Annotated in this window: 20 protein-coding genes; 12 read left to right on the top strand and 8 right to left on the bottom strand. The window is 51.1% G+C overall.

From position 1 onward, the window contains the following. The coding region (locus ACFSW8_RS09820) for a hypothetical protein (RefSeq protein WP_377178105.1) at positions 1–260 on the top strand (260 nt) is incomplete at its 5' end. Between the two features lie 263 nt (positions 261–523). On the opposite strand, the gene ACFSW8_RS09815 is transcribed toward ACFSW8_RS09820, so the two are convergent. Further along, on the bottom strand, positions 524–1,693 hold the full coding sequence (locus ACFSW8_RS09815) for a 3-keto-disaccharide hydrolase (RefSeq protein WP_377089769.1): 1,170 nt from the start codon (positions 1,691–1,693) through the stop codon (positions 524–526). A gap of 14 nt (positions 1,694–1,707) precedes the next feature. Next, positions 1,708–4,479: a hypothetical protein gene (locus ACFSW8_RS09810; RefSeq protein ID WP_377178103.1), complete on the bottom strand. Its 2,772-nt coding sequence runs from the start codon at positions 4,477–4,479 to the stop codon at positions 1,708–1,710. Between the two features lie 405 nt (positions 4,480–4,884). On the opposite strand from ACFSW8_RS09810, the gene ACFSW8_RS09805 reads away from it, so the two are divergent. Continuing rightward, positions 4,885–5,754, top strand: coding sequence for a helix-turn-helix domain-containing protein (locus ACFSW8_RS09805; protein WP_377089765.1), 870 nt, complete (start codon positions 4,885–4,887; stop codon positions 5,752–5,754). Positions 5,755–5,796: 42 nt separating this feature from the next. Here ACFSW8_RS09805 and ACFSW8_RS09800 read toward each other — a convergent pair whose 3' ends face one another. Beyond that, on the bottom strand, positions 5,797–7,023 hold the full coding sequence (locus ACFSW8_RS09800) for a DUF3472 domain-containing protein (RefSeq protein ID WP_377178101.1): 1,227 nt from the start codon (positions 7,021–7,023) through the stop codon (positions 5,797–5,799). A gap of 336 nt (positions 7,024–7,359) precedes the next feature. On the opposite strand from ACFSW8_RS09800, the gene ACFSW8_RS09795 reads away from it, so the two are divergent. From ACFSW8_RS09795 to ACFSW8_RS09785, 3 genes are all read left to right on the top strand, one after another. Continuing rightward, complete coding sequence (locus tag ACFSW8_RS09795) at positions 7,360–8,541, top strand: substrate-binding domain-containing protein (protein ID WP_377089763.1); 1,182 nt, start codon at positions 7,360–7,362, stop codon at positions 8,539–8,541. A 193-nt stretch (positions 8,542–8,734) separates the two neighbouring features. Next, the gene (locus ACFSW8_RS09790; protein ID WP_377089762.1) at positions 8,735–8,893 is read left to right on the top strand and encodes a hypothetical protein; all 159 of its coding nucleotides are present in this window, start codon (positions 8,735–8,737) and stop codon (positions 8,891–8,893) included. A gap of 109 nt (positions 8,894–9,002) precedes the next feature. Continuing rightward, positions 9,003–9,821 carry an NTP transferase domain-containing protein gene (locus tag ACFSW8_RS09785; RefSeq protein ID WP_377178099.1) on the top strand — a complete coding sequence of 273 codons (819 nt, stop codon included), beginning with the start codon at positions 9,003–9,005 and terminating at the stop codon, positions 9,819–9,821. 202 nt (positions 9,822–10,023) lie between these two features. Here the strand turns inward: ACFSW8_RS09785 and ACFSW8_RS09780 are convergent, their stop codons facing one another. Continuing rightward, positions 10,024–10,854 carry an HAD family hydrolase gene (locus ACFSW8_RS09780; RefSeq protein ID WP_377089759.1) on the bottom strand — a complete coding sequence of 277 codons (831 nt, stop codon included), beginning with the start codon at positions 10,852–10,854 and terminating at the stop codon, positions 10,024–10,026. Between the two features lie 334 nt (positions 10,855–11,188). Between ACFSW8_RS09780 and ruvB the strand changes: the two genes are divergently transcribed. The 4 genes from ruvB (at position 11,189) to ACFSW8_RS09760 (ending at position 15,065) form a co-directional block, all read left to right on the top strand. Next, positions 11,189–12,205: a Holliday junction branch migration DNA helicase RuvB gene (gene ruvB / locus ACFSW8_RS09775; RefSeq protein WP_377089757.1), complete on the top strand. Its 1,017-nt coding sequence runs from the start codon at positions 11,189–11,191 to the stop codon at positions 12,203–12,205. A gap of 433 nt (positions 12,206–12,638) precedes the next feature. Beyond that, positions 12,639–12,902 (top strand): 50S ribosomal protein L28, encoded by a 264-nt coding sequence (rpmB, locus tag ACFSW8_RS09770; protein ID WP_377089752.1) that lies wholly within the window; start codon positions 12,639–12,641, stop codon positions 12,900–12,902. Between the two features lie 429 nt (positions 12,903–13,331). Beyond that, positions 13,332–14,408 (top strand): TIGR02597 family protein, encoded by a 1,077-nt coding sequence (locus tag ACFSW8_RS09765; RefSeq protein ID WP_377089749.1) that lies wholly within the window; start codon positions 13,332–13,334, stop codon positions 14,406–14,408. 12 nt (positions 14,409–14,420) lie between these two features. Next, positions 14,421–15,065: a PEP-CTERM sorting domain-containing protein gene (locus ACFSW8_RS09760; RefSeq protein WP_377178097.1), complete on the top strand. Its 645-nt coding sequence runs from the start codon at positions 14,421–14,423 to the stop codon at positions 15,063–15,065. A gap of 760 nt (positions 15,066–15,825) precedes the next feature. Here the strand turns inward: ACFSW8_RS09760 and ACFSW8_RS09755 are convergent. From ACFSW8_RS09755 to trpE, 4 genes are all read right to left on the bottom strand, one after another. Next, complete coding sequence (locus ACFSW8_RS09755; protein ID WP_377089742.1) at positions 15,826–16,362, bottom strand: transposase; 537 nt, start codon at positions 16,360–16,362, stop codon at positions 15,826–15,828. 214 nt (positions 16,363–16,576) lie between these two features. Then, positions 16,577–17,848 carry a hypothetical protein gene (locus ACFSW8_RS09750; RefSeq protein WP_377089741.1) on the bottom strand — a complete coding sequence of 424 codons (1,272 nt, stop codon included), beginning with the start codon at positions 17,846–17,848 and terminating at the stop codon, positions 16,577–16,579. 123 nt (positions 17,849–17,971) lie between these two features. Beyond that, the gene (locus tag ACFSW8_RS09745; protein WP_377089740.1) at positions 17,972–18,535 is read right to left on the bottom strand and encodes an anthranilate synthase component II; all 564 of its coding nucleotides are present in this window, start codon (positions 18,533–18,535) and stop codon (positions 17,972–17,974) included. A gap of 6 nt (positions 18,536–18,541) precedes the next feature. Next, complete coding sequence (gene trpE, locus ACFSW8_RS09740; protein WP_377178095.1) at positions 18,542–20,059, bottom strand: anthranilate synthase component I; 1,518 nt, start codon at positions 20,057–20,059, stop codon at positions 18,542–18,544. Positions 20,060–20,182: 123 nt separating this feature from the next. Between trpE and ACFSW8_RS09735 the strand changes: the two genes are divergently transcribed. From ACFSW8_RS09735 to ACFSW8_RS09725, 3 genes are all read left to right on the top strand, one after another. Further along, positions 20,183–21,283: a hypothetical protein gene (locus ACFSW8_RS09735; RefSeq protein WP_377089737.1), complete on the top strand. Its 1,101-nt coding sequence runs from the start codon at positions 20,183–20,185 to the stop codon at positions 21,281–21,283. Next, the gene (locus ACFSW8_RS09730; protein WP_377089736.1) at positions 21,280–21,879 is read left to right on the top strand and encodes a 3'-5' exonuclease; all 600 of its coding nucleotides are present in this window, start codon (positions 21,280–21,282) and stop codon (positions 21,877–21,879) included. Before ACFSW8_RS09735 ends, ACFSW8_RS09730 begins: the two co-directional genes overlap by 4 nt. Before the next feature lie 91 nt (positions 21,880–21,970). Next, positions 21,971–22,897 (top strand): YceI family protein, encoded by a 927-nt coding sequence (locus ACFSW8_RS09725; RefSeq protein ID WP_377089735.1) that lies wholly within the window; start codon positions 21,971–21,973, stop codon positions 22,895–22,897. Positions 22,898–22,924: the final 27 nt, after the last annotated feature.

The following is a 22,924-nucleotide window of genomic DNA, read 5'->3' as shown; positions in this document are numbered from 1 at the left end:
CCTTTGCGAGCAACGCTCGCACATCATGCAGAGGCGGAGCCAATCCCAGTCTGCGTACTTTTTACAATAAAAGCCGCCTTAGAAATAAGGCGGCTTTTTTGTGTCCAGTCGACTGGGACGAGAACGCAGTTCGACTGCAGGTCATGCGAGCAATGCGAGAAGCACGCATCAATCCATTGCGCACTCGCTCGCATACCATGCAGAGGCGCAGCCAATCCCAATTTGCGTACAACAAAAAAGAGTCACTCTATGCCGAGTGACTCACAGACTGTTAAAAAACCTCTACGAGGTTTCTGCACCAAGCCCAGAGTGGTAGGACCAACTCTGGGTACTTGCAGAAATCAAACTAGAAGTCTGAAGGACTTCACGCTTGAAAATGATTTAGCTCGGTATGCTTCAAGCTCTAGCGTTGAGATCTGAATATCCACGACTAGACCCAAGGTTTTCTCCTACTCTCAAACTCTTGGGCTTAGCCCCCTTTGTTTTTTTAAAGCTTAATCCATGAAAAATCTCAGCCTCTTCCCTACAGGCTCTCGATACTAATCCTTCTTAACTCCAACGGATCTCCATGATCCTGGAAACCCAAGTACCCTGACATTGGCCGATCCTTCAAACCTGTTTTATCCAGATACATATCCTGCACCTTCTCGCCATTAAGCCAGACCTTGAGATGATGCCCCTCACAGCGCACCTTCACTTGATTCCATTCACCCGGCTTCCTTGACATGTTTTTGGCAGCACCGCGCGTGAAGATAACTCCGCCATTGTCGTGATGAGACAGCGCTCCCTTCTTCCCATAAGAATCCAAAATCTGGATTTCAATCCCAGTCTCCACCGGATCGTCCGCATCAGCAGCTCTGAAATAAAAACCACTATTCCCTCGCTTCCCGTGCTTATACTCGAATCGACACACAAAATCACCATACTGTTTCTTCGCCCAGAGGTAGGATCCATACCGCTTCCACCCTGACTCGCCGGAACGTGGAACCAGACTGATGACATCACCTTGTTCCTTCCAGTTCCCCTCAGTACTAAAATCTGAGAGCTGCATGGTTTGCCTCTCGTTAGGAAATTCCTTGATGCGAATATTCTTCCAGCGCACCTGCCACTTGGGATCACCAGGAACCGAATGCACTTGTAAGCCGATAAACCCCGAACGCGTCATTCCATCCTCTAAATCTGCAACGAGCACCCCATTCACCCAAGTCTTCAGCGTGTCCCCAACACACACAACACGATAAGCATTCCACTCACCCTTCTTGTATGCCTGACGCTTCTCCTCACCACTGCGATCTTTCGACAACCACCCACGACGACCTTCATCATAAATAAACCCAGCCGTACCATTCAGCGATTCTATCTCTACTTGATAACCATGCACTTGCCCCCTCCTGTAATCTTGAGAGCTGTTACTGCGAATCTGACAACCAGAATTGAGGGCATCGTCATCTAACATAACATCAAACCGTAAATCAAAGTTGGCATAATGCTTATCCGTACTTAAAAACGTGTTCGGTGACCCTTTCACTGTCGTCCCAACAATGGCGCCATCCTCAACTCGATACTCAGCCCTACCATTCTTAACACTCCATCCCGTTAAATCCTTGCCATTAAAAATCGCTTCAAACCCCTCTTCTAAGGGGGCTGCATGCGCGCAAGTCACTGCCATCATTACAGCTAAAATAGTTTTCATTCTCATTGTTTTGATTAATTTTTGGGAGCTCCTTTTTGAATCCATAACTCGAGCGCTCTTTGCATCTTCGAATCCACCGTTGGCATTGGATAGGGTGGCATACTTCCTGTATTCACCATGCCTAAGATATGGCTCTTGCTTGGACTTTCTGTATCGATGACCCGAAGCAACGACTCGTAACTCGAGAAGTCGTATTTAGAACTCGCATTGTGGCAAGCAATACACCCCTGGCCCATAATGATGTTCTGATGCACCCAATCATAATTCAGATCCTCCTCACGATAACGAACACTCGGCCCGACTGGTCGCTTGAATGAATCCCTCCCGGCACGCGCATCAAAGAATTCCATCAATGTCGCATAGGTATTCCCATTCTTCTGTTTGAAGGGCACTTTGAGATCATAGGCCTTGCCCTCCTGAGCCATTACCCCCTTCATCGCCACCTTCGGTAATTGATTCAAAGTAGCAAATAAATTGAGCGAAACCGCATCCCCTGAAATCGAACGCAAATCTCCAAATACCTGCGTACACATCGCCGGCAAAATAGCCGGAACATTGATGAACAACTCTTTCCCGTCATCAGATAGATAGACCGATGCCACTTCCAAATAATCATGCCCGATCTGCTCAGGGTGCTTCACCGAATACTCAGCAGATCCATAACTATGAGCGGAGTCGATATAGTTCCACTGCTGGACAAAAATGTGAGTGACACTCTCTGGATCCAGCGCCTGCTCAAACTTCACAGAGATCCCATTGCTGTATGCCTCCCACCCAGATGGCCCCAAATACTTCTTCCCAGTGTAGCGGACCCGATGCAAACAACCTTCCTTCACAGCAAAATCCCCCCACGCATCAAACCCCACCACATACAACTGACCATCTTTAGGACTCGTCGACAATCGCGCAGAGCCACTTGAAAACTCTCCCGGCAACATCTGCAGTGCAGCCTGAGGGCTGCCATTATTCTTATTGCGCATCACCTGATACATCCTCCCAGAGCCATAGCTCACCCCAACAATCGATTTCCCCAAAGGACCAAAGCTCCCACTATCCATAAACAAACGACTCCCCGGCGAGTTGTCCACGCCACGCGGCAAATAGAGAATCCTACGCAGCTTCGCAACCGACCCAGCATTCTCCGGATGCTGAGACTCAAAAATCGTACATGTCCCATTCCCTCTGTCACCCTCAGATGAATCACTCAAAACTAAGCCGTCAGCTCGCACACCCAAACCAAATGGATTCCTAGCCCTGTGCCCCACCACATCTAATTTCTTCCCATCCCGGCTCAGGCGGTGGGTCCCATTCACGTTGCTAAAATAAAAGTTTCCACCGGCATCAGTCTGCAGGTCATGTGCGTGGTCACTCGGCAGTCTAACACCCGTAAAGGGCTTCACCCTGTCAGCTTCACCATCCCCGTTTAGATCGGACACTTGTAACACTTGCGTCTTCGTCACCACATGCAAGACATCATCGACCATTTCCATCCCCAATGGCGTGTTCAACCCACTCGCAAAACGCTGCCACACCACCTCTTTCAAATCCCCATCTAAGCCTCGAACCCGCCACACATCCCCAACTAAACTCGAGACATAGGCCACACCTTTACTATCAAACGCAACCCCACACAAAGTCATGGGTGTCCCGTAGGGGTTCTCCACAGGCACAGGAATATCATCGATCTCATAAGCCGTCCCACTCGCTGCAGGATCAGCATTCAATACCCCAGCGACTTTGACCTCATCCTTAAAATACCTCTCCCCACCTGCTAAACACGCAGAAAGCTTCTCCAATGCAATTTCCGGAAACGTCGTTTCTTCCACCTCAAGCGCACTCGCCCAACTCGCTACTTGAACCTGATCACCCTTCTTTAAGGCAGAAAAATCTACCCAATAATCTCCACCTTCTTCCCTTACTTTCACTGTCCCTGGATCCCCAGAATACTGCACCTGATACACCACCCTTTGCTTCTCTCCACGAACCACACACCACCATGCATTGCCTGTCCGTGTCACCTTCACTTTCGGATTCTGCAGACGCACTGCCGCCTTCGCTAACTTATAACGCTTCGCACCTCCATCCTCCATCCACTCAAAATGCCTACTATAGATAGGCTTCCCACCCACTCTGCTGACGCGGGGACTATCCAACATAGCTACGCCGCCCACTGAACGACTAAAAACCACCGCATCTTGGTGCAAGTAGTAACCTTGCTTAGTCACCGTCATTGCCCCCCCCTCACCCCCATACCATTCCGCTCCAGAGTGGATAAAATAGTCCTTCCCATTGAGGGTCATTCCAAAGCCAAACCTATCCACCACATGCGCAAAGGCATGTACTGGAGCCCTGAGTTCTGCGTCTAACACAACTTTCTCAACCACAGGAGCGCCACCTCTCAAGAAACAAACTGCCTGCTTTCCTTCCTCTCCTGATACGATATATTGATCCCCTCCTTTTCCTCGATTCACCAGCCTGTGATAGACCGGCTCCTCCACTCTCCCCAGATACGCTGCCGATGTCTTCTCATTCGTCACACCCCAGTGCCCTCTCCTGCCCCCTTCCAAACCTGGATAGGGCAATAACAAGTCAGGGATCGTCGCCTGACTCAGATGGTGACGCGCCTGACGCGCATAAAAATCGTAGATGCGATACTGATTGATCGTGGCATCAGCAAATCGATGACCACGCCTCCCTAAATCTGTCTGAAAATGTGGCAACTCTGCAACCGGCTCTCTCAATGCCAATGCCCCATACTGCCCCTTCACCTCCTGCGCATGAACCATGCACAGTGCTATCAACCCCACGAATTTCAGATAATTTCTCATACACTTTGACGCCACTATTGCCTGGCTCTCATCCCCATAACAGTACCCTACGTCCCCGCACCCAACTACCTCTCATTGTGCACAAAACTAATACTCTAGTCTCACCCTCACAGGAGGTAACAACACAGCTTGACCCAAAAGGATCAAATAACGGTCCAATGGGTTCAGAAATAAAGGCGCGACAAAGAAGTCTCGCACACGCGGGACCACTGAAGAGAAACGGTGATTTATAAGCAAAGAGCCCGAGCCTCATTTGCTTTCGAGTCGCGCAATACATCAAGCCACAAAAAATGCATCATTCTATCTCTTTTGAAGTGCAATTTGGTATAAGACTCAGAATAGAGCACCGTACAGTCAACACACATGCAAAAGGAACGCATCCCATCTGACCCCAACCAATCTTTCCGCCTCTTTTCGTGGGAAGAGAGCTTGGAGAACATCCACTTGCACAGTGGCCACGGTGAGTCAACCCCACTCTCTGGTTTAGGCAATGTCTGGCACTACCACCCAGAAATTGAACTCACCTTCTTCACTCAAGGTGAAGGCATCCATTACATCGGCGATGACATCAGCGCCTTCGAGTCTCCAGAACTTGTCCTGCTTGGCTCGAACCTGCCACACCACTGGGATGTGGATCATTCTTCTGGATATTGCATCCAGTTCTCATTCACCCCCAGCTCCCCACTCGCCGGACTTCACGAAAGCAGCGACCTGACTAACCTGCTAAAACAAGCCGAACGCGGCTTGCTCTTCTCTAAAAATTGCCAGCAAGACATCCTCCCATTGATTGAAGAATGCATCCACCTCGACCCCATTCTACGACTCACGCATTTCCTCCAGATCCTTCACAGACTCAGTAAAGCTCGCGCCACCGCTCTCTCCTCTTACCTCCCTCAAGCCGCGAACCAATCCAAGAGCCCACAAATCAAAAATGCCATCCAATTCATTGTAGAAAATGCCACCAGAGAAGACCTATCACTCTCCCACGTGCTCGACCACGTCTCCATGTCCCGCGCTACCTTCTCACGCCAATTCCAAAAAGCTCTCGGCCTCAGCTACACCAATTTCATCCAATCTATCCGACTAGAAACAGCCAGACGACTCCTCACCACCACCAACCAATCCATCACTGAAATCGCCTACGCCTCCGGCTTCTCAAACCTCTCCCACTTCAACGCCCTCTTCAGAAAACGTTGGAACATGGCACCCAGCAGTCTCAGAAAAAAACTCTAATCAATCGCATTCAGAGCAAAGATCTAAAAACATTAGTGATGCCTACTCATCACTCTTCTGTTTCCTGAAAGTCAGTTCCTTTGGCTCAGACTTCTGATCAAATACATCACGCATCGATAGACGCACCTGATAGTCCTTTCCTCTATCCAACTTTCTAAGATCAAAAGTATGCTCACGCACGTGGGGATCCAGTTTTGAAATACTCTCAAGCACATTTAAATTGGGTCCTAACAAATCCAGCGAATAACCAAATTGAGGTAATCCTTTTTCCTCCACACTCCACTTCACTTTGAGCTTCCCTGCATCCTGCTGCAGCTGCATGCCCTTTAGTTTACCTGCCTCATAGCGTGGACTTTGATCTACCACGTTCACCGAAAAGAGAGCACTCGTCTTCTCTGGATAGGCGAGGGGCTTCTGGCTGCGAGCCTCTCCCCCAATTTCCATAAAATAATACGCACCCGTCGCGTCACGCTTCACACCTGCATTCCACTTATCTTGATGTAAAAACGATCTCCCCCCTTTTTTGAGATCCCAACTATTGACTGAAAACTTTGCCGTCCCAGCGCCGAGCCACTTTCCACTAGTCGTACGCCTCCAGTTACTGCGCAGGTGCATCCTGCGCGTCGTCCCTCCATTGCTCCCCCAATCTTCAATAAAGGCATCATTGCCCCCTTGAAGGCGAATATTCTTCTCTTTGACACCCACCGTGGAAAGGTGCCGCCAAATACCAGTCATCCCATCGCGCACAAAGAAGCCGTAGTGCGTCTCTTCGCCCACGGGCCAGCACCTAACAAGGTGGGTGTACCAGACACCTGTTTTCCAATACAGAGGGTCAGTCTTGTCGCTGGTCAGCTTCCACGTCTTCAGCCCCACACCTTCGCCACCAAAATGCTCGGACTGCATACCGTGCCCCAAATGCACAACATAGGGGAAATTCGCTGTATCCTTAGGGTCATCGACCTTATGCCAAATCGAAAAGATGTGCACTCGATTACCTCGCGAATCCAAGCTCTCTTGGATACCACCATAGCCATTACCCGTGCCATTCCCCTTATTGCCCAAAAAACCCAATGTCTCATAATACGTGGAATGCGCCAGACCATCAGCCGGAACTCTCACCTCACTAATCTGAATATCACCCAGTGCGGGCTCAGAATAATTGAAAAATAAATGAGAAGAAGGAGCGGAATCACCTGGCTTAGCCTCCACCATGACCCCGCCCACTAACATTGCCCCAATGACTCTCTGTGATTGTTTGAGTATACTCATAAGTAAATGTTCCTTGAAATGTCTGAGCAAGCGATTCCTCCTCCCGCTACAATGATGGAATGATCCAGCCATTGATCTTAGGGAATGGCTTCCACCATAGAGCCCATACTCTAAGAGAGCGAGAAATCTAGTGCTGCTAGACCCAAACTCATATACCAAGCCCCCCCAACCGTCACTACCCATCGCGCCTAGTAATCATTCTAATTATCGTATAACATCTCCGCCCCCCACAATCGCAACCGCATCATGAAATGTTCGAGGGCTACCCTCGTACTCCTGCTATATTCCATTGATATCCATCCACAGACCTCCATCCTCATTGCCTAACTCTTTTGAATGAAGACTACCTACACGATCGCCGTCACAGCACCATTCTGGATGGAGTATGCCTCTGAATTACTCAAAGGGGCACAGGCATATGCTAGGGAGCAAACCAATATGCGTGTGATTGCCCTCCCCATCCATGAACACGGACAGTCTCCCATCTCCTCGAAAGGCACGCATTTTGACGGCCTATTTGCATTTGCCAATGTCAAGGATCAGCAATGGATAGAAACACTCTGGAAAAATGGACTCCCCGTAGTGAATTCTAGCGGAGACATTCAGGACTCAGACATCCCGATGATTCGCCCAGAACCCATCTACCTCAAAGCCGCCGAATACCTAAAAAAACTCGGTCGCCAAGACGTCGCCTTTGTCTGCCCAGATCTCCAGAAGCATCCAGCCTGGAAACCCCTATGCGATGGGTTCCGACTAGATGTTCCAACATTAGGTCTCAACTCCCACATCTTTTCACAATGTGAAGTCGATCCCGGATACGCGCCCTCGCGTATCTTTGAAGCGCACCTAGAAACTGAGCTCATCGCATTCTTAAAAAAACTTCCCAAGCCTGCAGGCGTCTGGTGCCCGAATGACGAGCTCGCCGCCTTAGTATGTGAATGCGCGCGAATATCCGGTCTGTCTGTACCGCAAGATATTGCTGTCATAGGCACAGGCAACAGCCAAATTTCCCGCCTCTCTACCCCATCGATTTCTTCATTCAAACTTCCAGCTCAGACCATTGGATACGAAGGCATGCGCTTGCTACACCAACTCATTTTGGAGAAATACCCCCCAAAAGAACCCATACACATCAGTATCCCCGTCCCCCCCATCATTGAGCGAGAATCAACCATAACACAAGCCCCCGACCGCACTCTAACACTCGCGAGAGAGTTCATTCTAAACCATGCCTCAGACGGTATCACCATCAAAGATGTGCTCGCGCAAATACCTATGAGCCGAATGACTTTCTACAATCTCTATAAAGCTTCCTTTGGTTGCACTCCTGCCGAGGACTTGCGACGCAGCCGACTCGAGTCAGCAAAAAACCTCCTCGCATCTAGCTCGATGAACATCACCGAAGTTGCCTCAGCTTGCGGCTTCAACGAGCCCAATAAATTCTACGTTTTCTTTAAACGAGAAACCACTCTCAGCCCCAGCCAGTGGCGTGATGAAAATAACAAAACACACCCATAAACATCCTGAGTCCCAGCTTTGCCTATACCTAGCCCACGTAAAGGGCATTAGATAGAGCTTCCTAACAAGTTTGTGCCCGTCATGAGCTCAAATGGCGCCCCCATAGAGCATACCTTTGAAAAAAGTCACCCATGTCCCCCTAACATACAAATTTCTGGAAAAATTCCGAATCTATGCAAAAATACCCAAGATTATGAAAACACTCTGTCTCATCATCGCAGGTGCTGGAGCTTTAGCTCTAGCAAGTTGTGCTTCCACCTCTGGTTGCTCTGGAAAATCAAAAAGCTGCGGCACCGAAAAATGCTGTGGTAAATGTTCTTCCGGTCAGTGCCAGTGTGGCACCAAGCGCTAAGCCTCAACACTACCCTCAACGATCAAAGCCCCGCAGTGTCATACTCGGGGCTTTTTCTTGTGATCCAGAGTTGCCTCAACCACCGAGATGCGCCAAAAACACCCCCAGTATGGCAACACCACTCTACGGACTCCTCCTCGTCGGCGGCAAATCATCCCGCATGGGCCAAAATAAAGCCCAACTCATCTATCGCGATGACACCCCTGAGTGGTTGCGCCTCCATAGCCTCTTGAGCGCCGTCTGCCAGTCTACCTTTCTCAGCCACCCCGAAGACCAAGACTTTGGTGTCCCCTATATCGCCGACCCGGCCGATGGTCCACTCGCAGCCATCCATGCAGCCCAAGCCGCACACCCTGGTGCCCGCTGGCTCGTCCTCGCCTGCGACCTTCCATTGCTTGACTCTGAAACCCTCCAAAACCTCGTCGAACACTCCAACCAAACCCATCACGCTACCGGCTACCTGAGCCGAATCGACCAGCGCATCGAACCGCTTTGCTCCATCTACGAACCGAGCTCCCGCCCCCACATCGAGGCAGCCCTCAAAGCTAACACCTTCTGCCCTAGGTCCGTGCTTGAGTCACTAGACACCCACACACTCACACTCCCAAACCCACATGCGCTAGATAATGCCAATAGCCCCGCCGATGCTCTAGAAGTGCGCAGCCACCTCACCCAAACCCGCTCCAAAAAATCGGTCCAGATCCAATACTTCGCCCAACTGCGTGAACTCGCCCAATGTGATTCCGAGTCCATCACAACCGAATGCGTTACCGCTTCCGGGCTCTACGAAGACCTTAAGGCACGCTACCACTTCCCCCATAAGCAAAAACAACTCATGCTAGCCATCAATGACGACTTCGCTGACTGGGCCACCCCCCTCAATGAAGGAGACTCCATCGTCTATATCCCCCCAGTGGCTGGTGGATAGACTACACCAAATCAAGCCGTGTCTGATACCATTGAGCGAGACGGAATGGACGAATGGTCGGAATGAGCATGCAGAATATCAAGGCGGAGTGAAGGTCTCCCGCACGCGCGGGACAACTGAATGACAACGAAGCCAGATACAAAAGATGCCTCAGCCTCCCAAATCCCTTTGCCGCAAGGCAACTGACTCCATATCACCCTATCTATAACGGGCGGTGAAGCAATTTGTCCTCACAGCCCAGGTAATGGCGGAGAGCTTCCACACTCCCTAAGCTACCGTGGCCCTCAGCCACATAGCCACCGTGACCTCGCACGTATTCCTTCACCTCCTCCTGAGAATTACTCACACACGCTATCATCCCCGCGACCTCCGGATGTAACTTGTCGATGTCATTGTGCCCGTCGCCAATCGCAAAAACCTGCTCCACGGGCACTCCCACCCTACGGGCGAGTTCCTGTAAAGAACTCCCCTTGTGGTAATCTTTATGCGTGAAGCGCATGTAAATGGAATTCCTCAGCACCCCCACTAAACCATAGGATTGACGCTCCTGTTCCACAAACGCCGCTATGCCGAGCATCTCATCCTCCGAACTTGCTATAATCCCCGCGGGATCTCCCTCCTCCTCAATCCACTGCGCAGCCGTCTCATCCTCAATGTAGCGCTTCATCATCTCTATGAACTCCGCTGATTCCTCCATAAAATGCGCCATATCCCTCATATAATGAGCATGCCATTCCTCGACCCGATGCCACCTGCCAAATTGATCTCCAGCCGTGTATATCTCTCGCTCGCGTGCCACCAAAAAATCCGGCGCAAAGGGAAATCCCCCCTGCTGGAATCCTTCTAACATATAAAGCAGCGACCTCCCAGTGTTGATTGCCCACAACCACCCCTCGTCCCTCAGTCCCGCAATCGTCTCATAAAAAATAGGCTCCAACGACACCTCGTTCTCAGGTAAAAACAATGTCCCGTCAAAATCAAAGGACAATATCCCCTTCACCTCCTCTGGATACTCAAGTGGCTTCACCCCCACACTCTAACCACCGATCCTGAAATAGCAAAAAACATTTCCGCCACCTTCCACCACACCCCATTGCGCTATCCTTTCGCAAATGGACTCCTAGAGCGCCCCTTCCTCAACGACTTTCCAAACGCCCACCCACCGAGGCAATCCATAGCATGACCCAAGCACATCCGTCCCGGCCGTCTCAACCTCAGCGTCACCAACAACAAAATCACTAAAGTAAAAGCCGAATGACCCCACCCATTCATTTCTGATTTCTGATTTCTGATTTCTGAAAACTTCCACCTTTCTCCTCTCACCTTTTTCCTTTCACCTTTCACCTTTTTCCTTCTGACTTTCACCCATGTCCGATTCCTACTTCGACCAAACCAACAAAGCTCCCGACACAGCGTACGAAAATTCGCTTCGTCCACCCGACTTTGAGGCATTCCACGGACAAGAAAAAATCAAAGACCGCCTCACCCTCATGGTCGAAGCCGCCACTCAACGCGACGATGTCCTCGAACACGTCCTGCTCTCTGGCCCTCCAGGACTCGGTAAAACCACCCTCGCCAATATCATCGCCGGCGCCGCAGGCACCCAACTCCACACCACCTCCGGCCCCCAAATCGAAAAAGCTGGCGACCTCGCTGGCGTCCTCACCAACGTCCAAAAAGGGGATATCCTCTTCATCGATGAAATCCACCGCCTCCACCCCGCTGTCGAGGAATACCTCTACCCAGCCATGGAAGACTTCCGCCTCGATATCATCATCGACTCCGGCCCCTCCGCCCGATCGATCCAACTCAACCTCCCCAAATTTACCCTCGTCGGTGCCACCACCCGCGCCGGTATGCTCACCTCCCCACTCCGCTCACGCTTCGGCCTCGTCAATCGACTCGATTACTACTCGCACGACGAACTCGCCGTCATCATCACCCGCTCCGCCGGCCTGCTTAAAATTCCCATCAAACCCGATGGTGCCGCCGAAATTGCCTCGCGCTCCCGTGGCACCCCACGTATCGCCAACAACCTCCTGCGCTGGGTCCGCGACTTCGCCCAAGTCCGCAGTGATGGCACCATCGATGCCGAAACCGCCCACAATGCCCTCGCCATGATCGAGATCGATAACGATGGGCTCGATGAAATGGACGTCCGCATCCTCGAAGCCATGATCTACAAATTCAGCGGAGGCCCCGTAGGCCTTAGCTCCATTGCCGTCGCCGTCGGTGAAGACGCCTCCACCCTCGAAGAAGTCCACGAACCCTTCCTTATCATGCAAGGTTTCGTCAAGCGCACCCCTCGCGGCCGCGTCGCTCTCCCCGCCGCCTACGCCAAAATCGGCGCCCCCATCAGTAAAAACCAAGACGAACTCTTCTAGACCTAGCTGACATCACATTACTGACGTATCAGCTAAGTGATGAACATCATTGCAGAAGGCCACCTTCCTAGCCAATAAAGCTAGTCTGCTGACAGAGAAGTAATCGACATCATTGCGAAAGGTAATTTTCCTGATCAATAAGGCCAGAGGAACTCCTAAAGAAACATTCAAGACCCAAGCACTTGAAAACCTCAACGAGGTTTCGGCTCCAAGCCCAGAGTGGCAAAGCCAACTCTGGGAACTTGCAAAAAATCAACACGAAGTCTGAAAGACTTCAGGCATAGAAGATGGCTCAACACCCAGTTGACATCACGCGAGGCCAAATGCACCCGAAGAATCTAAAAACAAACACTTTGCTCTATTTAAACAATAAATTCCTTGACCCAAAGCACAAGCGGTGGTTATCTCCGCGCCCACAACAAATTTCAAGATTATGGCAAAAGTATGTAGCATCCGCGGTTCCAAGGTTCGCGTAGGTCGCAAGATCCACCGCTCCGGTCTCGCAAAGAAAAAAGGCGGTATCGGTCGTCACGTAACGAAGACCGTCAAGCGCACCGTGTCTCCAAACCTTCAAACTAAGCGTATCTTCGTTCCAGAACTCGACCGCTACATTCGCGTAAAACTTACGGCGAAAGCGATCAAGACCATCAACAAGAACGGCGCATACGCAACACTCAAAAAAGCAGGCCTCATCTAAGCCCGCTCACACTGAGTCCATTCAATTTCCAAACGACGTGTCCACCTCGGACACGTCGTTTTTTTTTGCACACTCATCCACAAAACTAAGCCCATCTACTCCAGCCCCCCCTTCAACCCAATTTGCCATCCATTATTTCGCTTATGCACAGTGATTTTAAAAAATTAAATGGTAACACTAAGTAGACTAATGACATACTATAAAGACATACTTAGTACCACCAGCGCACTCAGCCTCCTCCCCTCGCTTCCCCCTCAGGCCCAACCAGTGCCGCTACAGCCAAAACACCTTCTATCTTAACCCAATCTTAACAAAAAAGTCTGACTATTCTCTTGAAGCCACCACCCCCTAAACGCTAGCTTCCTGTATCCAAAATTTGAGATCCACCATCTCTCCTCAGCCATTCCCCTTAACCTAAGAAAATACACCATGAAAAAGATCCAAATTGCCGGGCTCTCCGCCCTCACCATCTTCGGCTCTCTCTCTGCCGTAAACGCTCAATCCGCTACCACCGACCCAGTCGGGTACACCACTGTCACCTGCCTCGCGAACTCTGATACCATCGTTTCAGTTCCATTCCTGAACTCAACCGATAGCATCTCTTCATCAGTTTCGGGTTCCGCTACAGCCGATGGCACAAAAGCGGAATTCACCATGTCAGGAGTTTCCGGTCTCACCACTGACCAATACGCAACCCTATATTACGTCCGTTTCACTAGTGGAACTCTCGAAGGTAACGTCTACCAAATCACCAACAACGGCGCAGACTCAGTAAAAATTGAACTCAATGGCGACGCCTCTACTGACATCACCAGTGGAGACACATTCAAAATCTACAAATTCTGGACTCTCGGCTCTCTCTTCCCAGTGGGTAATGATACGATCGAAGAATCCACAGGCAATCTTGCCTTTCAGCGCAAGTCATCAATTCTCCTTCCGGACAACACTTCAGACGGCATCCAACATGCTCCTGCTGCAACTTATTTCTTAAAAAGCACAGGTTGGACTAACAACTCAAACACATCTGAAGATTCTTCAAACGTTATTCTATGGCCTGACACATATTTCATCATCCGACATAGCTCACTTGTGCAATCTGCTACAACATATACGGCTACTGGCACCGTAGATACCCACGCTAAAACTAGTATTCCACTCTCAACAAGAACAGATGGTCCTCAAGACAACTACGTTTCCATACCCAGACCTATCGATGTGAAGCTAAACGAGCTTAATCTTTTTGAAAGTGGCTCTTTCACACCTAGTACTGGAAACCTATCCTTTCAACGTAGAGACCAGTTGTTAGTATTCGACAACGGTGTACAAGCTCAACGCAAGGCTCCATCCAAGATCTACTTCCACAATGGTACAAATTGGGTCGACAATGGAAACGTCACCGGTAACGCAGATGAAGCTATTATAAAAGCAAGCCAAGGCATCATTATTCGTAAGTACCAAACTAATGATGGCGCCACCATTTTTTGGAACAATACTCCAACATACTAAGTCTCTAACGATATGATTAAATCAAAAAACACATTAGCTGCAAGCCTCTTAGCTGCAGCAGTAACAACGAGTAAGCTTGCAGCATCGGTCACACTTACTTTTCAAGGAGGCGTTCTTTCTGATTCTGATGGCATAGCTTTAGCCAACGGTAGAACAGTTGCCATTTTTGCCGACACCAGCGAAGACGGCTTCCTTCCTGGCAACAACGCGCTTGTAAACCAGACTTTAACTGAAGGCGCATTTTACGGTGGTGACCTACTTCTCTCTCTTTTTACTATTGATTCAACTGCCACAGGCTTTGCTGGGGGTTACCTCCATGAAGAAGCTAATATCACCTATAATGGAGGTAATTTTGATGAGGGAACAATCCTTGGCCTTTACTGGTTCGAAAACGGTACCGCTGTAGGAGATGATTACGGAGTTTTTACTTCTACAGTGATCGACACAGCTTCCTTTGGCACTAGTGCCCTTCAACTTCCTGCCGATGGATTCAGTTATGACGTAGCATATTTCGATGAAAATATTGTTGGTCCCGGTAGCATAGGCAAAGCTGAAGACTTCAAGGCAGCTCTCACCTTCACAGCAGTGCCAGAACCATCCAGCATCACTCTACTCGGTCTTGGTACAGTAGGTTTCCTTCTCCGTCGCCGTCGCTAAAGACCACGTCGAATAAGGACACGTATTTTCTCCCGCCCTCCCACCAGAGGGCGGGCTTTTTTTTGGAGTGCGCAAGCTTGCTTGCGCTTTTGCGGATCGCTGAAGCTTGCTTCAGGCGGCAGCCACTCCCACAGGAAAATCCAAACCAAAAAATCCTCCCTCCACCCGAGAAACACTTCTCACTCTCAGCTTTTGCGGATCGCTGAAGCTTGCTTCAGACGGCAGCCCTCTCCCACAGGAAACTTCAAACCAAAAACTCCTCACTCCCCTAGAGAAAAACTTCTCACTCTCAGCTTTCGCGGATCGCTGAAGCTTGCTTCAGACGGCAGCCACTCCCACAGGAAACTCCAAACCAAAAAATCCTCCCTCCACCCGAGAAACACTTCTCACTCCCAGCTTTTGCGGATCGCTGAAGCTTGCTTCAGGCGGCAGCCCTCTCCCACAGGAAACTTCAAACCAAAAACTCCTCCCTCCACCCGAGAAACACTTCTCACTCTCAGCTTTTGCGGATCGCTGAAGCTTGCTTCAGGCGGCAGCCCTCTCCCACAGGAAACTTCAAACCAAAAACTCCTCACTCCCCCAGAGAAAAACTTCTCACTCTCAGCTTTCGCGGATCGCTGAAGCTTGCTTCAGACGGCAGCCCTCTCCCACCCCAAAAAGCCTCTCCCTAAAACTCCCCCGAGAAGCAAGCTTCTCTCGCCCCCAGAGCACAAGCAAGCTTATGCACTCCACAATCCCCTCACCTAGCGTGCTCTTTGATTCAAAAGTCGTCTCGAACCCGAAGCGTATCAGTCTTAAAACTATTCACTGTATGATAATAGCTAGTGTCTGCGACACGTTCAAACCAACGCGCTGAACACCATGGATAGAGACTCGCTTTCCTTACTAATCCATGATGCACCGCATTTTCATTCACATACTTCAATCTTGCGTAGTGAGATGTCTCGTAGGTAATCAGTGAGTCCCAATAGTTAAACCACACTCTACGTCCCGGACTCCCATCAATCTGGTTCACAAAACGCGCACTGACACTATGCAGATGCTGGATGAATCTGCGCAACTGAGGCTCATCTGGAGACAGAGCAATGAAATGGTAATGATTAGGAAATACAGCCCAAGCCTGTAGTTGCCATTCATATTTTTGAGCGAGCTCAAGCAAGACATCCTGCAAATAGGCTAACTGCTTCCAGCTCTTGAAGAAATGCTCTTTCCCCATCGTCCCCGCAGTGACCATATAAATCCCTGAATCGCGTGTATAATGTGGTGGCGCATGTGGCCAAAATTGATTGTTAGACATAATCTAACACCTTACCACAGGACGCAAGTCTCTCGGAGTGCGCAAGCTTGCTTGCGCTTTCGCGGATCGCTGAAGCTTGCTTCAGGCGGCAGCCCTCTCCCACAGGAAACTCCAAACCAAAACCTCTCCCTCCGCCAGAGAGAAACTTCTCACTCTCAGCAGGCGCGGATCGCTGAAGCTTGCTTCAGGCGGCGGCCCTCTCCCACAGACCCTCCTATTCCTCAACCACACAGGGAACAAGGATCCCATCCTTCATCCCGTGGATCTTCTTCTTATCAGCGGGGACAATGGTCGCAAGCGTACCACCCAGCTGAGTTTCACCAGCATCATTCGTGAAGTAGTATGGGCAAAGTCGCACTCGCCCTAACATGAGCTTTTCCTCACCGGTATCGGGGTCAAAATACGGATGCTCCACCACGCGGCCTGCGTGATATTCTTGCATGACCCACGGTTGATGATCAAAAGCGTAGGTCGCATCCTCTATCGCCTCAGCCCACTCCTGGCGCGGCATATCGTGACCGATCTTCACACTCTTAGAACCCCAGGCCAACTCACTAAAGCCACTCACCTTCACGACCAAGCGTCGTTCTTTCTGGCTCATTTGCCCGACCTCTTTCCACGAATGCACCCCCAGCCTCGGCAAGGCCGCATGCGGCGGCAATTCCTGAGGGTCCATCATCCACCCGAATGGCACGACTTCACGCACACGCTCAAGGTGCTTCGCTCGCATCGACTCTTGCCATAAACCACGCAATGCTGGCGTCCATAATAAGGCCAACCAAAGCTTTTCTTCCAAGTGTGGCTTGCAGGGAGAAGTCAAATGCCCCTGCTGCGCCAACGCTTTCGCCGCCGGGATATTCTCCCAATCAAACCACTCAAAAAAGCGATAACTCGCATCCTCCGTCGCCTGCGCTGACTCCGCTGACTCCACACGATACCCATCACCTAACTGACGAGCCAACCATTCCATCTCAGGTCGATAGTCAGCACTTTCCTCCGAATGCAATATCCTACCACCCTCAGGCATCAGCGATTTGAAACCATCTAACACACCATCGCGGCCACCAAAAACTTCATAGCCAGCATCAGCATAAAGCTGGCTCAGCCACGTAGTGATCCCCATCCCCCCCGGCACACTGTCCAGCTCAGTCAGAGCAAATCCATCTTCTGTGAGAATCAAGTCTGGGCGAATCACCCTAGGCTGCACGTCGCGTAACGAAGCATCACGCTGTTGCTCTACTATCCATTGCGGCTTCCCAGCATCAAGCACCTCAGAGATCCAGCGCGGCACGCGCCCCATAGCGGATCGTTGATAAATCACATCACTAGCGCGCTGAAAATTGGCCAACACATGCCCAAGCGACGCCACCTTTCTCGCTTCCTTCTTGCTCAACACAAAAGGTCGCGGAGAAAAAAGCCACTCAGCCCCTTCTCGAAGTCCCGAGTCAGGCAAAGCCGCTTTGATGTCTGATTCCGTTAGGCTCATAGTTTCTGATGCGATAATTAACTTCCCACGTTCAATCTCACAATTGCCACGATGAGGAATCTTGATTCAACCATGCGTGGCAATGCCATTTTAAGCCGTGGTCAGCATACCATCGCTGGCTCACTAGATATCGAGGAAGTTTTGTAGCATTTGCTTACCGTGCTCGGTGAGGATCGACTCTGGGTGAAATTGCACACCATGCACTTCAAGCTCCTTGTGCTTGAGCCCCATGATCACACCATCCTCAGTCTCTGCCGTCACCTCCAAACAATCCGGTAAGCTCTCGCGCTTCACCACCAAGGAATGGTAACGAGTTGCCGTAAAGGGACTCGGTAGACCCTTGAACACACTCTTGCCAGTGTGAAAAACCGGTGATGTCTTGCCGTGCATCAAGGCATCCGCGCGCACTACCTCACCACCAAACACCTGCCCGATCGATTGGTGGCCAAGACAGACACCAAAGATCGGTATCTTCCCAGCAAACCTCTCAATCACCTCCAAGCTAATACCCGCCTCAGTCGGCGTGCATGGCCCAGGTGAGATACAAATGTGACTCGGCGCAAGCGCTTCAATCTCCTCAAGACTGTACTTATCATTGCGCACCACCTTCATCTCCTGACCAAGCTCGCCAAAATATTGCACGAGATTGTATGTGAAGGAATCGTAGTTATCGATGACTAACAACATGATCTCTTATCCTTGTACTTTATCGCTGCTTGCGATGGTTTTTGCTAACTCTACCGCGCGTAACATCCCCATGGCTTTGTTGCATGTCTCGTTATACTCGTAGGTTGGATTGCTGTCCGCAACCACACCTGCACCAGCCTGAACATACACCTTCTCATCTTTCACAAGACAGGTCCGCAGCGTGATACATCCGTCGTGACTACCATCCCATCCGAAATAACCAACAGCCCCAGAGTACGTGCCTCGCTTATTCTTCTCCAAACTATTGATGATCTGCATAGCCCGAATCTTAGGCGCACCACTCACGGTCCCTGCCGGGAAAGTAGAACGCAGCACATCGTAAGCACTGAAGCCTTCAGCCAAATCACCATGCACATTCGAAACAATATGCATCACGTGGCTGTAGCGCTCAACAATCATGAAATCATCTACAGACACACTCCCGTGCTTCGCGATACGCCCCACATCATTGCGCGCTAAATCCACTAACATCAAATGCTCAGCGCATTCCTTCTTGTCAGATAACAAATCCGCAGCAAGCGCATCATCTTCTTCTTGAGTCTTCCCCCTCCAGCGAGTGCCAGCAATCGGACGGATGTCAATACGCCCAGCAATCGAACGCACATGCACCTCAGGCGAACTCCCGACGAGTGCAAAACCATCCAGCTGCAAAATAAACATGTACGGCGAAGGGTTCACATGACGTAAAGCTCGGTACAAATTCACCGCAGACCCATCGTAGTCAGCCTCGAACCTTTGGCTAGGCACCACCTGAAAGGCATCACCCGCGGCAATGTATTCCTTCGCCTTCACCACCATCTCCTCATACTCAGCCTGCGTCGTGTTGCTGCGCCCCTCCGGCTCTGCATATTCCACCAAGCCATTGAGTGGCGCCACATGCACCGCCTCATCAAGCTTCTCAATCATCGCCCCAATCTTACCTACCGCATCCGTATAGGCAGCATCAGCTGATTCAAAATCATCTAACAAGGCATTGGAAACCACCAAAAGACGACGCAACTTGTGATCAAAGACCAGCATCGTCTCAGCCAACATAAACACAGCATCAGGCAAACCGAGGTTGTCCTCCGGCACCTCAGTGATCGTTGGCTCGAATTGCTGCACAGCATCGTACCCGAGGTAGCCAACCATCCCCCCGTAGAAGGGAGGCGCATCGCCGTGACTCACCGGCTTATAAGGAGCCATTAACTTTTCCAACTCCGCTAAAACATCGCGCTCCGCAGTGATAAATTGTGTCTCGTTACCAACTTGCCACTCGATCTCTTTTCCATATGCTTTGAACACGGCGCGTGGGGCACTTCCTACAAATGAGTAGCGACCACCAGCGTCAGTACTCTCAGCACTCTCCAACAAAAACGCACCTCTTTCCTCCGCAATCTTCAGATAAGCAGAGACAGGCGTCTCAAAGTCGGCAGCAAGCTGAGCATACACAGGAACGACATTTCCACGCTCAGAAAGCGTACGAAACTCGTCGAGACCAGGTTTGACAGGCAGTTGATTCACGCCGTGAGAATGCTCCAGCTCCGCTAACATGCAAGTGAGAAATGTCGCTTCTCACTGCTATTCGCACGCTTTCTCACAATTCAACTGACACAGGCAAACAATTGCCGATAATAGACAAATACCATGCGCAGTCAGATCATAGCTCTATCCCTCGCCATCACTAGCGTCGCAACTTGCCAAAACCAAGCCATACCTAGCTCCATCGACCTGGCTCCCTATCAGCAAAAAATCAACAATGCATTCCTCACCAATGGCGCCACCCCCGAACAAACACAAAAAGCCACCCAAGCCCTTGGCCTAAATACCATCACCCATGCCAGCCAAACCACTCAGCTAGTCAATGGCGCCTATCAAAGCACCCTCACACTCAAACGCCCCCAGCGTGGCATCTTCCAATGCTTCGGTACCCCGTCCACTGACGCGCTCCCATTTTATGCGCCCGCAAGCACAGATATCGCCCTCCAGCTCTCACTCGACCTTAGCCACTTCGAAGACCTCTACCTCGCCTACCACTCCGCACTCAACCAGAGAGATCAAGCCCGTGCCTGGCTCGACCAACCCATCGGCTCGCTCACCCTCGCCCAACACCTGAAAGAACTGCACCCCCGACTCCACCTAACCATCGACTTCGAAGACGATACCTCCCTAAACCTCGGGAACAAATCCATCGGCCGCCCACAATGCCTCCTGCGAATCGATGGTATGAGCCGCCCCCTTGAAAAACTCCTCCAGCACTACGTGAAGACACGTGGCGTTCCCTTCAAAAAAAATCCAGCAGGCAACTACCAACTCCCCGCCTACCTCGCAGAAGCTATGGCCAACTACCTTCCAGTCATCCGCTTTAACCACACCTCAGACCAAACCATCATCGCCTCCAGCACTCAGACACTCGAACGCATGGCCGACCGCGATGACGAAATTGTCGATGACCCCAATTTTCTGAAAACCTGGCAGCCAATGCCCGCTCGCGCTCACAGCAAACTCTACATCTCCAAACGTGCCGTCCACGGCTTCAGACTCCTCTTCCAGCAGGCAATGAAAGAAAAATGGACCGACAACCCCATCATCATCGAAAACAAACTAGCACTCACCGCTGCTGTCAACCAGCTCGATGCAACGGAATTCGGGCTTGCCTTCGCCCTCGTGTCCGACGAAAAGCAAGACACACTTCACGTCCATAGCCCTATTCCTCTCAGCTTATTCCTCTGGTTTCTCGCTAAATGACCATCAACGAAACGCTCTTCACCGCCATCGACTTCGAATCCGCTGGCACCGCCCCCGGAAAAACCGACGCCCCCGTCCAAGTCGGTACCTGCTCATGGTCACCAAACACCGGCATCACGGACACCTGGATTTCCTACATCCACACCGAACAAGACATCACGTGGTCAGCCCAAAAAGTCCACGGCATCACCCGCCAAGACCTCCGCCACGCCCCCAAACTCATGATGCTCTGGCCCAAAATTAAAAAACGCCTCAAAAACCACGCCGTCGTCGCCCACGGCCATGGCACCGAAAAACGCTTCCTCAATGCCTTCCCTGGACATGGATTCGGCCCCTGGATCGATACCCTCCAACTCACACGCGCCGCCTGGCCAGAACTCCCCAGCCACTCGCTCGGCGACCTCTGCATCAGCCTCCAGCTCGAAGAAAAAGTCAATGCACTCGTCCCCAAAAAAACCTGGCACGATGCCCTCTACGACGCAGTGGCCTCAGTCGTCCTGCTCGAAAAAATCATCGCTGACTTCTCACTTGAACAAGCCCCACTCTCCTGCCTCGAGTCCCCAGACACCCGAGCTTGGCACGCGCTGCGTCCCTAATTCAAAATAGCCCCACCACCAATGGCTCTTTTCTCAAGCCACATTGAGAAACAAGATTGTGGCCACCGCGTGATTTCTGTTAGCATGCTGTATGCCCTCTAATAAAATCACTCCAGATGAACTCAATGCCCTGATGGCTTCGGTCGACTCACTCCTAGTCATCGACGTCCGCCTCGACGACGACTTCGCCTACCAGCATATCCCAAAATCCCTCAACAATGCCGTCTTCGAAATGGCCTTTGCCGAACGTATGGCACAAATCGCCCCCAACCCACGCACACCCATCTGCGTCTATGGATCTCAAGAAGGGAGCCTAGAATCCGCCGAAGCTGCCGCAAAACTTGTCCGCCTAGGCTACGAACGAGTCTACGACCTCCATGGCGGCATCGACGCCTGGGCTCACAGCGGCCACGCCATTGTCAACGGCGACGGCTCACCACCCACTCCTCCCAAACTCAGCGACGGCGTCTATCAAGTTGACCTCGATAACTCCCACCTCAAATGGATCGGCCGTAACTTGCTCAACTCACACCATGGATCCATCGCCATCACCTCCGGAAAGATCGAAATCCAAAGTGGCTCGCTCGTCGACGCCCAACTCGAAGTCGACTTCACCAAAATCACTTGCGATGACCTCCAAGGCTCCGAGTGGCATGACGTCCTCATCGCCCACCTCGAAAGCGATGACTTCTTCGATACCGAACATTTCCCCGCCGGTGGCTTTCGCCTAACAGACTCCGAGACACTGGCCGACCTCAATTCCGGCGCCCTCAACCTCAAACTAGAAGGAGACCTCGTCATGCGCGGCCAAGTCCATCCAGTCACCCTCAGCGCCTCCGCTGGCATAAGCCCTGATGGCCAACCCGCCCTCCAAGCACATTTCTCAATCGACCGCACCCACTGGGGAATGCGCTATGGCTCAGGAAAATTCTTCTCACGCCTCGCCGGCCACCTCGTCAATGACCAGATCGAACTCGAACTCAAAATCATCGGCAAGTCAGACACCACACTAGCTTGAAGCATTCCTCCACCAACAAACGGATAA

It is taken from the genome of Rubritalea tangerina, from assembly GCF_042683245.1.
Classification (GTDB): domain Bacteria; phylum Verrucomicrobiota; class Verrucomicrobiia; order Verrucomicrobiales; family Akkermansiaceae; genus Rubritalea; species Rubritalea tangerina.
Note: the sequence above shows the minus strand (reverse complement) of the source record. Positions and strands in the feature narration are given on the sequence as shown.